The sequence below is a fragment of the Streptomyces sp. NPDC001922 genome, assembly GCF_042891165.1.
Classification (GTDB): domain Bacteria; phylum Actinomycetota; class Actinomycetes; order Streptomycetales; family Streptomycetaceae; genus Streptomyces.
In genome coordinates this window covers 294,386-308,291 of record NZ_JBIASV010000003.1, presented here as the reverse complement: position 1 = coordinate 308,291, position 13,906 = coordinate 294,386, and the positions used below count along the sequence as shown (strand labels likewise).

Annotated in this window: 10 protein-coding genes and 1 pseudogene; 6 read left to right on the top strand and 5 right to left on the bottom strand. The window is 74.4% G+C overall.

The features are described from left to right. The first annotated feature begins 256 nt into the window (after window positions 1–256). From ACFYYR_RS06860 to ACFYYR_RS06850, 3 genes are all read left to right on the top strand, one after another. Window positions 257–1,282: an SCO0930 family lipoprotein gene (locus ACFYYR_RS06860; protein ID WP_388847725.1), complete on the top strand. Its 1,026-nt coding sequence runs from the start codon at window positions 257–259 to the stop codon at window positions 1,280–1,282. A gap of 226 nt (window positions 1,283–1,508) precedes the next feature. Further along, window positions 1,509–3,575, top strand: a complete 2,067-nt coding sequence (locus tag ACFYYR_RS06855; RefSeq protein WP_388847723.1) for a SpoIIE family protein phosphatase — start codon at window positions 1,509–1,511, stop codon at window positions 3,573–3,575. Window positions 3,576–3,846: 271 nt separating this feature from the next. Then, window positions 3,847–4,098 (top strand): hypothetical protein, encoded by a 252-nt coding sequence (locus ACFYYR_RS06850; protein WP_388847721.1) that lies wholly within the window; start codon window positions 3,847–3,849, stop codon window positions 4,096–4,098. A gap of 319 nt (window positions 4,099–4,417) precedes the next feature. Here the strand turns inward: ACFYYR_RS06850 and ACFYYR_RS06845 are convergent, their stop codons facing one another. The 3 genes and pseudogenes from ACFYYR_RS06845 to ACFYYR_RS06835 all read right to left on the bottom strand — a co-directional run bounded on the left by ACFYYR_RS06845 (window position 4,418) and on the right by ACFYYR_RS06835 (window position 7,325). Then, complete coding sequence (locus ACFYYR_RS06845; protein ID WP_388848138.1) at window positions 4,418–4,819, bottom strand: PTS-dependent dihydroxyacetone kinase phosphotransferase subunit DhaM; 402 nt, start codon at window positions 4,817–4,819, stop codon at window positions 4,418–4,420. Window positions 4,820–4,954: 135 nt separating this feature from the next. Then, window positions 4,955–5,617 (bottom strand): annotated as a pseudogene (gene dhaL / locus ACFYYR_RS06840) (dihydroxyacetone kinase subunit DhaL); the annotation flags it as partial. A gap of 454 nt (window positions 5,618–6,071) precedes the next feature. Further along, the gene (locus tag ACFYYR_RS06835) at window positions 6,072–7,325 is read right to left on the bottom strand and encodes a glycoside hydrolase family 18 protein (protein WP_388847719.1); all 1,254 of its coding nucleotides are present in this window, start codon (window positions 7,323–7,325) and stop codon (window positions 6,072–6,074) included. A 315-nt stretch (window positions 7,326–7,640) separates the two neighbouring features. Between ACFYYR_RS06835 and ACFYYR_RS06830 the strand changes: the two genes are divergently transcribed. Further along, window positions 7,641–8,813: an acyl-CoA dehydrogenase family protein gene (locus tag ACFYYR_RS06830; protein WP_388847718.1), complete on the top strand. Its 1,173-nt coding sequence runs from the start codon at window positions 7,641–7,643 to the stop codon at window positions 8,811–8,813. A 497-nt stretch (window positions 8,814–9,310) separates the two neighbouring features. Here the strand turns inward: ACFYYR_RS06830 and ACFYYR_RS06825 are convergent, their stop codons facing one another. Beyond that, a complete protein-coding gene (locus ACFYYR_RS06825) occupies window positions 9,311–9,733 on the bottom strand; it encodes a hypothetical protein (RefSeq protein ID WP_388847716.1) in 423 nt (140 codons plus the stop codon). Between the two features lie 510 nt (window positions 9,734–10,243). After that, window positions 10,244–11,077, bottom strand: a complete 834-nt coding sequence (locus tag ACFYYR_RS06820) for an alpha/beta fold hydrolase (RefSeq protein WP_388847714.1) — start codon at window positions 11,075–11,077, stop codon at window positions 10,244–10,246. Window positions 11,078–11,331: 254 nt separating this feature from the next. Here ACFYYR_RS06820 and ACFYYR_RS06815 point away from each other — a divergent pair, with 254 nt between their 5' ends. Then, a complete protein-coding gene (locus ACFYYR_RS06815; protein ID WP_351503947.1) occupies window positions 11,332–11,772 on the top strand; it encodes an Lrp/AsnC family transcriptional regulator in 441 nt (146 codons plus the stop codon). Window positions 11,773–11,861: 89 nt separating this feature from the next. After that, the gene (locus tag ACFYYR_RS06810) at window positions 11,862–13,529 is read left to right on the top strand and encodes an amidohydrolase (protein WP_388847712.1); all 1,668 of its coding nucleotides are present in this window, start codon (window positions 11,862–11,864) and stop codon (window positions 13,527–13,529) included. Window positions 13,530–13,906 lie beyond the last annotated feature (377 nt).

The window sequence follows — 13,906 nt, the reverse complement described above, 5'->3', positions numbered from 1 at the left end:
GCCGGCCCGTGTCGCCGAGGACGCCCGAGGGCCGGAGCCGATGAACCGGAACGGCCACCTCCGAACCGGCCCCCGTCATGCGGGACTTCACCTGTCGGCACCGGCGCCGCACCGCCTCCGGAGGCAGCCGGGCGCGCCGGGGAGCCCGGCGCGGAAAACACCGCCGCGGTTGAACACACGGGACGCCACCGTCCGTATTCACCCCAGTCGGAGGCGCGCACCCGCGCCGGACGGGAAGCGGACTGCAGGAGTGGACATGAGGAAGTGGCGGAACGCCTCGGTCGCGACGACCGCTGCGGCGATCATGCTGACAACGGCATGCGGGGCGGAATCCGGCCCGACGGACGCGACCGGGGTGCAGCCGGCCGGGCAGGCCGGTGTCGCGCCCGGCAAGGGGAACAACGGGTACGGGCAGGGCGGTTACGGCGGGGCGGCGCCGCAGGGCGGCAAGTCGCCCGGCAGCCGGCCCGCCGGGCAGCTGATGGTCGGCACCAGCAAGAAGCTGGGCTCCGTGCTGACCGACAGCAAGGGCTTCACCCTCTACCGCTTCGACAAGGACTTGCCCGAGCCGCCGAAGTCCGCCTGCGTCGGTGACTGCGCCACCACCTGGCCGCCGGTCCCCGCGGCGGACGTCTCCTCGGCTGCCGGAATCGACTCCTCCCTGCTCGGCGAGGTGACCCGCGCCGACGGCACACAGCAGCTCACCGTCGCGGGCTGGCCCATGTACCGGTACGCCAAGGACACCAAGCCGTGGCAGGCCAAGGGGGAGGGCGTGGGCGGCACGTGGTCCGCCTCCGCCCCCGACGGCACCAAGGCGTCGGGCTCCGACGAAACCGGCGGCGGTGCCGGCGCCGGTGCGGGGACCGGCACGGGGGAAGCGGGCACCGGGGGAGCGGGGGCCGGCTCGGGCGGCGCGACCGCGGGGAAGCTGCCCGCGGTGTCCACCGTCAACGACCCGAAGCTCGGCGAGATCCTCCGGGACGGGAAGGGCCGCACGCTCTACCGCTTCGACAAGGACTCCGCCTGGCCGATGAAGTCCAACTGCACCGGCGCGTGCCTGGACACCTGGAAGCCGGCCAAGCCGGTGGACAAGAACGATGTCGAGGGCATCGACCCCGAACTGCTCAGCACGTACACCCGCCCCGAGGGCGAGGAGCAGCTCGCGATCGACTGCTGGCTGCTGTACTGGTACACCGGCGACGAGAAGCCCGGGGACACGAACGGACAGGGCGTCGGCGAATCCTGGTCCGCGGTCTCGCCCGACGGCGAGAAGGCCGAGTAGCCGACCGGCACCGCCCACCGGGCGACGTCGCGGCAACGCGGGAACGGTGCGGCGGAGGGGCCGATGACCATGGTGCGTCGGCCGCTCCGCCGCACCGGCCTGCCGCCACCAGGTCTGCCACCATCTTTCGAAAAATCGGGCAAACAATGACAGAGTTGCGCTGAAGGGCACAGCTGACCGTCGGCGCGCCGCCCCGCGCGGTTTCCCGCCGCTCCGGGAGGGTGACATGGTTGATCGGGGAACGGCCCCGGCCTCCACCCCGTTGCCGGACGAGTGGCCCATGCGCCCCGAGATCAATCTGGCGCTCAACCGCATGGGCAGTTTCGACTGGGATCTCGACAGCGGCCGCATGCACCTGGACGCCGCCGCCCTGAGCGTCTTCGAGCTGGAACCGGACGACTACGACGGCGATCCGGCGACCCTCTCCCGGCACATCCCCGCGTCCGAGGCCCGACGCCTGGACGCCGTGGTCGCGCAGGCGCTCCGGGACGGCAGCACCACCTACGGCACCTACTTCCGCACCCGGTGCCGCGACGGCTCCCTGCGGTGGACCCACACCCAGGGCTACGTCCACCGCGACAGCGACGGCCGCGCGCACCGCGTCGTCGGGATCATCCGCGACGCCACCGCGGAACTCGCGCACTCCGCGGAACGCCTCGCCCTGGCCGAGGAGCGGCGGCGCCAGACCAGCGTCGTGGAGGAGACCACCGCCGCCCTCGCCCACGCCATCACCGTGCAGGACGTCATCGATGTGCTGGCCGACAGCCAGGGCATGGGCCGGCTCGGCGCGGTCAGCCTGGTGATGGGGCTGCTGGAGGACGGCCGGATGCGGGTCGTCGTCGAGGGCCAGGAGGGCAGCAACGTCCCGGAACTGGAGTACACCCGCGTCGACGAGGACTTCCCGATGAGCGAGGTGGTGCGCACCCTCACGCCCTGCCTGATGACGTCGCCGGAGGAGTTCGCCCGCCGCTACCCGCGGCTGTGGCCGCACATCGAGCCGCTGGACGTCTCCGCCGCCGCGTATCTGCCGCTGATCGCCCAGGCCCGGCCGCTCGGCGCGCTGGGCTTTCTCTACCGCGACAAGCAGTCGTTCAGCCCCGAGGAGCGCAACCTCCTCGTCGCCCTCAGCAGCAGCATCGCGCAGAGCCTCCAGCGGGCCATGCTCTTCGACCAGGAGCACGACATCGCGGAGAACCTGCAGACGGCCATGCTGCCGCGCAGCATCCCCGACGTGCCCGGCGCCCACATCGCCGTCCGGTACCGCTCCGCGCGCTTCGGACGGGACATCGGCGGCGACTGGTACGACGCCATCCCCGTGCCCGGCGGCCGCGTCGGAGTGGTGATCGGGGACGTCCAGGGCCACGACACCCACGCGGCGGCCGTGATGGGCCAGCTGCGCATCGCGCTGCGCGCCTACGCCGCCGAGGGCCATGCGCCCGCCACCGTCATGGCCCGGGCCTCGGTCTTCCTCGACGAACTGGACACCGACCGCTTCGCCACCTGCGCGTATGCCGAGGCCGACCCGGTGGACGGGTCCCTGCAGATCGTCCGGGCCGGGCATGTCGACCCGCTGATCCGGCACCCGGACGGCAGTTGCCGGGCGCTGGGTCTGGCCGGCGGGCTGCCGCTGGGCCTCTCCGCCCAGTTCGGGCGCAACGACTACCCGGTCACCCGGCTCGCCCTCGACCCGGGGGAGACCCTGATCCTGTTCACCGACGGGCTCATCGAGCAGCCCGGCGCGGACGTGGACGACGGCCTGCGCCGGCTGCTGGAGGCGATACGCCGCGGCCCGCACGAGGTCGAGGCCCTCGCCGACCACCTCGGCGCGGAGATCGGGGCGCAGGGCGGCGGCGACGACATGGCGATGCTCCTGCTGCGCCGGGAGGGCCCGGCCGTCCCGGAGCTCGGCCAGCGCCTGTACCGGCACATCTCGCCGGCGGACCCGGAGGCCCTGACGGCCGTCCGGCAGGCGATCGGTGACGCGGTGCGGACCTGGGGCGCGCGGAGCCGGGCGGACGAGGTCGAACTCGTCGCCGACGAACTCATCACCAATGCCCTGCTGCACACCGACGGCGGCGCCGTGGTGACCGTCCGGATGCTCGGGGGGACCGACCACCGGCTGCGGGTCGACGTGGAGGACATGTCCAGCAGCCTGCCCCGCCGCCGCGAGCCGGGGGAGACCGGCGTCTCGGGGCGTGGGCTGCTGCTGGTGGACCGGCTCGCCGACGTCTGGGGCGTGGAGGCCCAGGGGGCCGGCAAGAGCGTGTGGGGCGAGTTCATCCTCCAGACCTGACGAGGCTCCGGACCTGACGAGGCTCCGGACCTGACGAGGCTCCGGACCTGACGAGGCTCCGGACCTGACGAGGCTCCGGAACCGGCGAGGTTCCGGGACCGACAAGGCTCCGGGGCTGCTGAGGAGTGGTGCGGGCCTCGGTCCGGCCGGGACCGGCCGGGACCCCTCGGCCCGGCGGCCGGCGGGTGGCGCCCGCCCGGCCGCGCGGCGTGCGGGCTCGCCGCGTGCGGGGCGGGGTTCCGCGCCGGGCCGCGGCGGGCAGGGATCCGGCGTGAACGCACACGAGTGGGACCGACTGACCATGGCCGTCGTGGCCTGCGCCCTCGCCAATGACGGCGAGGGCGCCGCCGCGCTCCTGGAGCCGCTCGACGCCCGCGACGTCAGCCACGTCACCGTCCGCCTCGCGGCCATGGCCGCCGAGGCACTGCTGCTGGAGGCGGAGGCGGCGGGGGTCGGCCGGGCCGAGGTGCTCGGACGGTGGCAGGCACGCATCCTCGACCACGAGGCCCGCCCCGCCGAGTAGCCGGAGCCCGCCCGGCCGATCAGCCGGAGCCCGGCCGGGCGGGTGACCGCCGCCCCGCCGGCGGAGCGGCCGACGACGCCTCGTCCGGTCGAGGGGCCGGTGTGCCGCCCGGGCCCGGTGCGCCCTGCCGGCCGGTCCCGCCCGAGCCCGCCCGGCAAACGGTCCGGCCCGCGGTGCGAACCGCCCCTCACACGAACCGTCCCTCACACGAACGCCCCGCACACGAACGACCCGCAGCGAACCACCGAGCGCCACGGCACCGGGCCGACCGGGATCCGTCCCACCGCCCCGGTGCCCGCGCGCAAGGGCCCGGTCCGGGTCAGATCTTGTGGTAGTTCCGGGCGTCGTCGGTCGCCGAGAGGACCAGGTCGAGGTCGGCCCCCGCCGACGCGGTGACCAGCGCCGCCACCGCGCCCTCCACGAACGGCGCGTCGGCGATCCGCACGCCCTCCGGCAGCGCGGACGCGCCCGTCTCGGCCAGCAGGGCCTTCACCGTGAGCACGGCGCTGCCCATGTCGCAGATCACCACCACACCGCGGCCCGCGTCCGCGTGCTTGATCGCGTCGCGGATCAGCGTGGCGCTGGTCCCGATGCCGCCGTCCTCGACGCCGCCCGCCACACCTATCGCCGCCGGAGTGCCCGACCCGACCAGGGCCTTGGCCAGTTCCGCCGTTGCGGCGGCCACGTCACGGCTGTGCGAGACCAGGGCCACCCCGACCATGGCCTCGGTCCCGGCGGCGGCCGGCTGGGCCCCCTCCTCGTCGTCCGTCTCCTCCGCGCCGCCCGCGCTCTCCGCCGCCCCGGCCTCCGCGGTCCCGGTCACCGCTCCGGTGCCGGACGCGCCCGCGAGCTCGTCCCCCGCCGTTGCCGTGGCGTCGTAGAGGGCGGTGATCAGCAGCGCCGACGACGTGGCTCCGGGGTCCTTGTGACCGATGCTCCGCTCGCCGAGGTAGCTGGCCCGGCCGCGCCGGGCCTGCAGTGGGATGGTCGCCTCGGCCCCCTCCCGGGCCGCCTGCGAGGCCGCCGCGAGGGCCTGCGGGACCTGGGCGCCGCCGCCCAGCGCCACGCTGTACGCCTCGGCGGCCGGAGCCAGGGCGTCGACCATCGTCTTGTCCCCGGGCCCGGAGTCGCCCAGCCGCCGCACCCCGGCCACCGCGGCCGCCAGCGCCTCGCCGAGCGACTCGGGGGTGACGGGGTCCTCGTCGCCCAGGGCCCGGCCCGCGCGCCGCAGCACCGTGCCGTACAGCGGACCGGACGCGCCGCCGACCGTGTTGGTGAGGTGGGTGCCGAACGCCTTGAGCAGCGCCCCCGGTGTGGCCGGGGGTTCGGCCGTCACCACGGCGAGCGCCGAGGTGAAACCGCGCTTGAGGTTGGCACCGTGGTCCGCATCCCCGATGGCGGAGTCGAGCTCGGTGAGATGGGCGGCCTGCTCAGTGATCACCTTCGTGGCGCGGTCGAGCCACCGGAGGAAGAAGGCGGTGTCGAGTACGGCGGAGGCGGGGCCCGTCGGGTCGGTCATGGGCGGAGACTCCTCGGCTCGGAGCGGATGCGGGCGTACGGCCTGCGCGCGGGGTACGGGCCGTCCGCCACCAGTCTGCGCCCGCGGCGTCCGGTCAGCCCCCCACGGCGGTCGCCGGAGGGCGTTCCCGCAGCGGGAAACGGACCGATGAACCGCAGGTCGTGGGCCGTACCGTAGCGTTCCGCGGCCGTCGCTGCCCATCCGTGGGAGGTGTGCCGCGACGATCTTGTCCACCTCGTCCCCGAACCTCCGCGGGCTGCGCCCCGGGCGCGCCGCCCGTCGCCCCGCCGCCGACGGTCGGGGGCGTGGCGACGGGCGGCGTGGCGACCGGCGATAGTGCCACCGACGGCAGTGCCACCGGTGGTGGTTCGGCGGGCGCAGTACGTCCGGGAGCGGAGCAGCCGCCCGGCCCCGCTCCCGTGGCGGAGGCCGGGCGGGTGCCCCGTACCACGGGTCAGCCGATGGCCTTGATGAGTTCGCCGTTCGCGGTGTCGCCGCTGAGCTCCCAGAAGAAGGTGCCGCCCAGCCCCTGCTGGTTCTTCCAGGCCGTCTTCGCGGCGATGGTCTGCGGGGTGTCGTAGCTCCACCACTGGGAGCCGCAGTGGGCGTACGCGGTCCCGGCGACGGTGCCGTTCGCGGGACACCGGCTCTTCAGGACCTTGTAGTCCTCGATGCCCGCCTCGTAGGTGCCGGGCGCCGCCCCGGTCGCGGTGCCGCCCGGGGCCTGCTGGGTGACGCCGGTCCAGCCGCGCCCGTAGAAGCCGATGCCGATCAGCAGCTTCGACGCGGGGATGCCCAGCCCCCGGAGCTTGGAGATCGCGGCCTCGGTGGTGAAGCCCTGCTTCGGCAGCCCCGGCCAGGAGGTGAGCGGGGAGTGCGGCGCGGTGGGGCCCTGGGCGGCCCAGGCGCCGAAGAAGTCGTACGTCATCGGGTTGTACCAGTCGACGTACTGGGCGGCGCCCGCGTAGTCGGCGGCCTCGATCTTGCCGCCGGGGGAGGCGTCGGCGGTGATGGCCGCGGTCACCAGATTGCCGCTGCCGAACCGGGTGCGGAGCGCCTGCATCACGGTCCTGAAGGAGTTCCGCCCACTGGTGTCACAGCTGAGGCCGCAGGCGTTGGGGTACTCCCAGTCGATGTCGATGCCGTCGAAGACATCGGCCCACCGCGGGTCCTCGACCAGCCGGTAGCAGGAGTCGGCGAACGCGGCGGCGTTGCCGGCCGCTTCGCCGAAGCCACCGGACCAGGTCCAGCCGCCGAAGGACCAGAGCACCTTGAGGCCCGGGTGCAGCCTCTTCAGCTTGCGCAGCTGGTTGAAGTTGCCGCGCAGCGCGCCGCTGTCCCAGGTGTCCGCGGTGCCGTCGACGCTGGAGGCGGCGTCGTAGAACTTGTCGTAGTCCGCGTAGGCGTCCCCGATCCGGCACTGGCCTCCGGTGACGTTGCCGAAGGCGTAGTTGATGTGGGTGAGCCGGTTCGCGGACCCGGAGGTCTGGATGTTCTTCACGTGGTAATTGCGCTGGTAGACGCCCCAGTTGGTGAAGTAGCCGAGGACCTTGGAGCCTGCCGCCGCCGTCGCCGGGGCGGCGGCCCGCGGCTGCTCCGCGGCGGCGGGGCCCGCGGGAAGGGCCGCGGCGAGCAGCGTCGCGCAGACGGCCGCGAGGACCGTGAGCAGGGTGCGGAGGCGGGCGGGGGGCCGGTTCGGTCTGAGCATGTTTCTCCTCGGTGTGGGGGAGGGCGGCGGCGCCGGCCTCGGGCCGAGTTGACATGGACGCGAAGAGCGATGCTGGAACGTTAGAAGGACTAGACCAATACGTCAATGGTTCGGACCAATAGAGGAACGGTGGAATCCATCCCGGCCGACCTGTGACGTGAGTCCCCCGATCGGGCATACTCAACGCGCCAGAGCCGCTGGTCAGGCCCCTTCGAGACCCGACGGGGCAGCACCGACCGGCAGAACGTCCGGTGGCGCCCGCCCTACCCCGTGCGGAAGGCCGCCGCAGCGCCCGACAGGGAGGAGAGCGCCGCCATGACCGACCGCGCCGCACAGCCGGTGGAACGCCAACTGCCCACCGAGGAGGCCCGGGATCTCTTCGGTCTCGTCCGCGAGCTGGCGCAGCGGGAGATCGCGCCGCACGCGGCCGAGGAGGAGGCGGAGAGCCGCTTCCCCCGCGAGGTCTTCTCCCTCCTCTCCGAGGCCGGTCTCCTCGGCCTGCCGTACGAGGAGGAGTACGGCGGCGGCGCCCAGCCCTACGAGGTCTACCTCCAGGTCCTGGAGGAGCTCGCCGCGACCCGCCTGACGGTCGGCCTGGGCGTCAGCGTCCACACCCTCGCCTGCCACGCCGTCGCCGCGTTCGGCACCAAGGAGCAGCGCACCGAGCACCTCCCGGCCATGCTCGGCGGCGGTCTCCTCGGTGCGTACTGTCTCTCCGAGCCCGCCTCCGGCTCCGACGCCGCGTCCCTGCGCACCCGCGCGGTCCGGGACGGCGACGACTGGGTCATCGACGGCACCAAGGCGTGGATCACCCACGGCGGCATCGCCGACTTCTACACGGTCCTCGCCCGGACCGGCGGTGAGGGCGCCAAGGGCATCACTGCGTTCCTCGTCCCCGGTGACGCCCCCGGCCTGTCCGCCGCGGCACCCGAGCGCAAGATGGGCATGAAGGGATCGCCCACGGCCCAACTGCACTTCGACGGGGTCCGGGTCCCCGACGCCCGTCGCGTCGGGGACGAGGGCCAGGGCTTCGCCGTCGCGCTGTCCGCCCTCGACTCCGGCCGGCTCGGCATCGCCGCCTGCGCCATCGGAGTGGCCCAGGCCGCCCTGGACGAGGCGCTGGTCTACGCCGCCGACCGGCAGCAGTTCGGCCGCCCGATCGCCGACTTCCAGGGCCTGCGCTTCATGCTCGCCGACATGGGGACCCAGATCGAGGCCGGCCGCGCCCTGTACCTCGCCGCGGCGCGGCTGCGGGACGCGGGCCTGCCGTTCTCGAAGCAGGCGGCGATGGCCAAACTCTTCTGCACCGATACGGCCATGAAGGTGACGACCGACGCCGTCCAGGTGCTCGGCGGCTACGGCTACACCGCGGACTTCCCCGCCGAGCGGTACATGCGGGAGGCCAAGGTCCTGCAGATCGTGGAGGGTACCAACCAGATCCAGCGCATGGTGATCGCCCGGCACCTGGCGGGGCCGGAGAGCAGCTAGCGTCCTTCGTCGGCGCGAGCCGGCGCGGGCGATGCCGAAGCGCGCGAGTCCGGCGGGGTCCTGTCACGGGATCCCGGCCGGGGCGCGGGCGGATCACCTCCCGGCTCGTCGCCGGAGCCCCGTGGGGCGCGGCGGGCCGGGCGTGATGCCAGGGAAGCGGTCAACGCGAGGCGGGTGACACGGTTCGTCCTCACCGCGCGGATGGCTCCTTGGCCGTGCGGGGGCTCGCGGCGGTGCGGGACTTCCCGGGGCGTCCGCGCCGTCCTCCCGCGGCCCGTGGGCGCCGGCCGGTCCCACTGGGGGCTCGACGGCGGGGCCGGGCCGGAACCGCATGCGGGACCGGCCTGGCGCGGACATCGGCTGACGTGACCTCACCCGCCTCCCGTGCGGGGCGGGTGCGTGGACGCCGGACAGGCCCGGCCGCCTGACGCGTGCGGATGGTTCCCGGGGCCGGAGCCCGGCGGTGCGCCGGGCGAAGGGCCGGCCCCCAGGGGGCCTTACGAGCGGGCCGGCACCCGCAGCGGCCGGGAACCCGGGCCGCCCACGTGGGAGAACGGCTGGCGGCGCCAGTCCAGGCCCTCCGGCAGCGTCAGCAGCATCGCGGCGTCCTGCTCCTGGGCGGCCGGAGTGCCGTCGGCAGGCGTCGTCCCGGCGACCCCGCGGCCCGTCCCCGGGCAGACCTCGAGGCCGAACGGGTTCCACGGCGTCGGGCACAGGGCGTGTTGCGGGAGGACCTCCTCCTCGGCGAGCAGCGCGATCGCCCGCGCGCAGTCCGGGCAGATGACCCGGAATATCTCGTAGGTGCCGGTACTGTCCTCGTCGCTCTCGTCGTCGGCATCGAGGCCGTCCGGCACGAGGTCCGCGTCGACGGACGAGCTCTGGATGCGGTCGCTGCGACCGGGGCGCTTCAGGCTGCGCATGGTTCTTCTCCCCCTCAGATGGGCCGGCAAGGCACTGCGGCCTCGACCACAGCAACCATTTCCCTGACCGCCCGACAGGTAACCGCGACGCTCCGGGGGACCCCGCCCGAGTTATGTGGCGTTCGTCACATGGTCTGGGTGGTGCTCCCGGCTCGCCCGTGAGCTGCTCGGGGCGCATCGCCGGCCTGCGCCTCGCAAACGAAGGACGTCTGACGGATCGGCGACCGTTCGAGGTGGTCGCGTCGGCCGGCCGGTCACGAAACCTGTGGTCAGGGCCGCGGGGGATCCGTCAAGTCCGTCATCGCGACCGACCTGTCGTGCACCGGAGTTCGCGCCCCGGATCCCCGGGAGCAACGGAGCGGCGAACTCGTCCGCGCCGAAGCGGGGTTGAGCGGGGACGTGCGGGGCGGCCGCACCCCGGCCCGGCTGTCCGTGGCCCTGCACGGCCCGGCCCCGGCCCGTGCAGGCTCGTGCAGGCCCGTGCAGGCTCGTGCAGGCCCGGGCCGGGCCTCAGCGTGCTCCGGCGAGAGCGGCCAGCGGGTGGTCCGCCAGGAAGCCGAAGACCAGGGTGCTGAACTCGTCCGGCCGCTCCAGCCCCAGAGCATGGCTGGAACCCGGCCCGCAGAACACCTCGTACCGAGCGTCCGGCAGCCGCGCGGCGACCGCCTGACCCATCCGTGGAGGGCAGAGCACGTCCTTCTCCCCGGCCACGACCAGCGTCGGCCCGGTGATGGACGGCAGCCGGTCCAGGGTGTCGTGCGCGAGGGCCGCGTCCCACTGCTCCACCGTCGTCCGCAGCTGTTCCTCGGTGCGCGGGAACAGCGGCACCAGCTCCTCCAGCAGCTCCCCGGAGGCCGGCGACCCGAGCAGCTCGGGGGAGAAGACGAGGCGGAGCACGGAGACCGCGGTCTCGGGGTCGCGGCGGGCGAACGGGTACCGCAGGGCCGTGAACATCGCCTGCATGTACCCGTCGGTACGGCCCCAGGTCGACCAGAGGACGAGCGCCCCCAGCCGCTCGGCGTGCCGCAGCGCGAAGGCCTGGGCCACACCCGACCCGAACGACCAGGCCAGCACATGGGTCCGGGCGATGCCGAGGGCGTCCAGCAGCGCGGCCATGTCGTCCGCGAGCGCGTCCATGGAGAGCGGCCCGTCGCCGGCGTCCGACTCGCCCAGCCCGCGGCAGTCGAAGCAGATCAGCCGGTAGCGGGTGGCCAGCGCCCGGATCAGCGGGCCCCAGCCGTCCTTCGAGCCGCCCGCCCCCGTCACCATCAGCAGCGGCTCCGCCTCCGGGTCGCCGAACTCGCTGACGGATAACCGGATACCGGTGGACAGTTCCTGCATCATGAAGATCTCCCCCGTCGTGTCCTGCCATGGAACACTGCCACTCGCCGGTGTCCGCGGGCAACCGAGTGTGACCGCCTACCGGCCGTGACCGGCCACCGGCCGACCGTCCCCGCCGGGCAGCGTGCGGACGGCCCCGTTCCGCCCAGGAGGGGCCGGCGGACCCGCGCGCGGGGCGCGCCGGGCCCCGATCGAAGCCGTGTACGGCCGGAGGCCAGGTGTGCCAAGGGGGCACCGGCGCTGTAGGTTCTTGCGGTGTGGAGGAACTGGACCGGCAGATTGTGGAATTGCTCGTCAAGGACGGGCGCATGAGCTACACCGACCTGGGCAAGGCCACCGGCCTGTCCACGTCGGCGGTGCATCAGCGCGTCCGCAGGCTGGAGCAGCGGGGTGTCATCCGCGGGTACGCGGCCGTCGTCGATCCCGAAGCCGTCGGCCTTCCGCTGACCGCGTTCATCTCGGTCAAGCCCTTCGACCCGAGCGCCCCGGACGACATCGCGGACCGGCTCGCCGACATCGCCGAGATCGAGGCGTGCCACAGCGTGGCGGGCGACGAGAACTACATCCTCAAGGTGCGGGTCGCCACCCCGCTGGAGCTGGAGCACCTCCTCACCCGGATCCGCTCCCAGTCCGGTGTCTCCACCCGCACCACGGTGGTGCTCTCCACGCCGTACGAGGCCCGCCCGCCCCGTATCTGACCGGGCGCCGCGGGACGAGGGGGCACGCAGGCGGTCGCCGTCCGACCCCGGGGCGGGCATCCGCCCGCGCGCGGGAGACACTGACCGTCATGAGTGAGAGCCCCACGCGCCAGGACGACGCCCCCCGCACGCTGCTGCTGCGCGGCGGAACCGTCCACAGTCCCGCCGACCCGTTCGCCACCGCCATGGTCGTCGAGGGCGGCGCGGTCGCGTGGGTGGGGTCCGAGGGGGCCGCGGACGCCTTCGCCGACGGCGTCGACGAGATCGTGGACCTCGAGGGGGCCCTCGTCACCCCGGCCTTCACCGATGCGCATGTGCACACCACCGCGACGGGGCTCGCGCTCACCGGACTCGACCTCTCCGGCGCCCGGACGCTCGCCGAGGCCCTGGACCGGGTGCGGGCGTTCGCCGCCGACCGCCCCGGGGACCGCGTCCTCCTCGGCCACGGCTGGGACGCCACCCGGTGGCCCGAGCAGCGGCCCCCGTCCCGTGCGGAGCTGGAGGCCGCCGTGAACGGCCGGCCCCTCTATCTCACCCGGGTGGACGTGCACTCGGCGGTGGTCACCGGCGCCCTGCTGGACCTCGTCCCGGGCGTTGCCGGTCTCCCCGGCCACAGCCCCGAGGGACCGCTCACCCGGGAGGCCCACCACGCCGTGCGGCGGGCCGCGCAGGCCGCCGTCACCCCCGGACAGCGGGCCGAGGCCCAGCGGGCCGCCCTGCGCCGTGCCGCCTCGCTCGGCATCGGCACCGTCCACGAGTGCGGCGGCCCCGACATCTCCGGTGCGGACGACTTCACCGGCCTGCTCGAACTCGCCGCGACCGAGCGCGGGCCCCGGGTCCTCGGGTACTGGGCGGAGCAGATCCGGAACGCGGAGGACGCCGCCCGGATCCGGGAGCTCGGCGCGGTCGGCGCCGGGGGAGACCTCTTCGTCGACGGTTCCCTCGGATCGCACACCGCCTGCCTCCACGAGCCGTACGCCGATGTCCCGCCCGATGCCCCCGGCGGCGGGCCGCACACCGGCACCGCGTACCTGGACGCCCCGGCCATCGCCGCCCATGTCGCCGCCTGCACCGAGGCCGGGCTCCAGGCCGGTTTCCACGCCATCGGCGACGCCGCGCTCACCGCCGTCGCGTCCGGAGTCCGGGGCGCCGCCGAACGCCTCGGCCTGGCCGCCGTCCGCGCCGCCCGCCACCGGGTCGAGCACGCCGAGATGCTCACCCCGGAGACCATCGCCGACTTCGCCGAACTGGGCCTGACCGCCTCGGTGCAGCCCGCCTTCGACGCCGCCTGGGGCGGAGCGGACGGCATGTACGCCCGACGGCTCGGCGCCGAGCGGGCCCGCACCCTGAATCCGTACGCCGCGATGCTGCGCGCCGGTGTGCCGCTCGCCCTCGGTTCGGACAGCCCCGTCACCCCGCTGGACCCGTGGGGCACGATCCGGGCCGCCGCCTTCCACCGCACCCCCGAGCACCGCATCTCGGTCCGGGCCGCGTTCACCGCCCACACCCGGGGCGGTTGGCGGGCCGTGGGCCGCGACGACGCCGGGGTGCTCGTGCCCGGGGCCCCCGCCGACTACGCCGTCTGGCAGGCCTCGGACCTGGTCGTTCAGGTCCCCGACACCCGCGTCGCCAACTGGTCGACCGACCCCCGCTCCGGCACCCCCGGGCTGCCCGACCTCACCCCGGGGGCCGAACTGCCCGTCTGCCTGCGCACCGTGGTGGGCGGACACACGGTCTTCGCACGGCCGAACGAGTGACGTACCGGGGTGGCGCGCGGCCGGAACTCCGGGTGCCGGTCCGTCGCGTCACCTGCGGATCTTCCCCACTGACCTGCCGAATCGAGCAAGAGGCGCAGGTCAAGCGGCTGTTGACAGAACGCGGGCGGCGGCCGGTAGGTTCGGCCGAGTCCACCACAGGACGTCCGACCGGAGAAGAATCTCCACGCAGTCGCCGCACGCCGCTGGGCATTGGGGCGGTGCGCCGCACGGTGCACCGCCACTGGGAGCCAGGTCCAGCGTCCGCGCCACGGGGGCGAGGGGGGTATCGGCCGGTCGGCAGGTGCGACCCGGGTGGGGCCCGGACGTTCAGTAGACAACGGCTCTCGGTCGATCCGCAGCCAGCGGGTCCCAGGTCG

Excerpts from the sequence above, each read along its gene's own strand:
- ACFYYR_RS06860 (WP_388847725.1), top strand. The coding sequence starts at position 257 with ATGAGGAAGTGGCGGAACGCCTCGGTCGCGACGACCGCTGCGGCGATC.
- ACFYYR_RS06855 (WP_388847723.1), top strand. The coding sequence starts at position 1,509 with ATGGTTGATCGGGGAACGGCCCCGGCCTCCACCCCGTTGCCGGACGAG.
- ACFYYR_RS06845 (WP_388848138.1), bottom strand. The coding sequence starts at position 4,819 with ATGGTCGGGGTGGCCCTGGTCTCGCACAGCCGTGACGTGGCCGCCGCA.
- ACFYYR_RS06835 (WP_388847719.1), bottom strand. The coding sequence starts at position 7,325 with ATGCTCAGACCGAACCGGCCCCCCGCCCGCCTCCGCACCCTGCTCACG.
- ACFYYR_RS06830 (WP_388847718.1), top strand. The coding sequence starts at position 7,641 with ATGACCGACCGCGCCGCACAGCCGGTGGAACGCCAACTGCCCACCGAG.
- ACFYYR_RS06825 (WP_388847716.1), bottom strand. The coding sequence starts at position 9,733 with ATGCGCAGCCTGAAGCGCCCCGGTCGCAGCGACCGCATCCAGAGCTCG.
- ACFYYR_RS06820 (WP_388847714.1), bottom strand. The coding sequence starts at position 11,077 with ATGATGCAGGAACTGTCCACCGGTATCCGGTTATCCGTCAGCGAGTTC.
- ACFYYR_RS06810 (WP_388847712.1), top strand. The coding sequence starts at position 11,862 with ATGAGTGAGAGCCCCACGCGCCAGGACGACGCCCCCCGCACGCTGCTG.